A 912-nucleotide genomic window follows, 5' to 3' on the forward strand; every position below is an offset into this window, starting at 1 on the left:
ACGACGTCAGAAGAACACCGACCGCCGCTGCACCAGCAGCTTGTAGAGCGTGTGCTGGATCTGCTCCCTGACCTGGTCCGTGAGGTTGAACATCAGCATCGGGTCCTCCGCCGCCTCGGGCGGGTAGCCGTCCGTCGGGATCGGCTCCCCGAACTGGATCGTCCACTTCGTCGGCAGCGGCACCGCGCCGAGCGGCCCGAGCCACGGGAAGGTCGGCGTGATCGGGAAGTACGGGAATCCCAGCAGCCGGGCGACCGTCTTCGCGTTGCCGATCATCGGATAGATCTCCTCCGCCCCGACGATCGAGCAGGGGATGATCGGCGCCCCGGCGCGCAGGGCCGTGGAGACGAACCCGCCGCGGCCGAAGCGCTGGAGCTTGTAGCGGTCGGCGAAGGGCTTGCCGAGGCCCTTGAAGCCCTCCGGCATCACCCCGACCAGCTCGCCCTGCTCCAGCAGCCGTGCCGCGTCCTCCGCGCACGCCAGGGTGTGCCCCAGCTTGCGGGCCAGCTCGTTGACGACCGGCAGCACGAAGACCAGGTCGGCGGCGAGCAGCCGCAGATGCCGCCCGGCGGGATGGTGGTCGTGGACGGCGACCTGCATCATCAGGCCGTCCAGCGGCAGCGTCCCGGAGTGGTTGGAGACGATCAGCGCCCCGCCCTCCGCCGGGATGTTGGACAGGCCCTTCACCTCGACCCGGAAGTACTTCTCGTACACCGGCCGCAGCAGCGACATCAGGACCTGGTCGGTCAGCTCCTCGTCGTAGCCGAAGTCGTCGACCTCGTAGTCCCCGGTGAGCCGGCGGCGCAGGAACGCCAGCCCGGCCGCGACCCGCCGCTCCAGATCGCTCGTCTCCGCGGGCCGCGGCGGCTGCTCCTCGGGGGCCACGGGGTCGTCCTCCCGCGGCGCCGTGGC

General features: G+C 70.9%; 1 protein-coding gene. It reads right to left on the reverse strand.

Annotated features, from left to right (window positions below):
* Positions 1 to 6 precede the first annotated feature (6 nt).
* Positions 7 to 912, reverse strand: a 906-nt coding sequence (locus tag CCN42_RS33290; RefSeq protein ID WP_086741143.1) for a lysophospholipid acyltransferase family protein, incomplete at its 5' end; no start/stop codon positions are given.

Origin of the sequence: Streptomyces glaucescens, from assembly GCF_002154375.1 — a bacterium.
Classification (GTDB): Bacteria; Actinomycetota; Actinomycetes; order Streptomycetales; family Streptomycetaceae; genus Streptomyces; species Streptomyces glaucescens.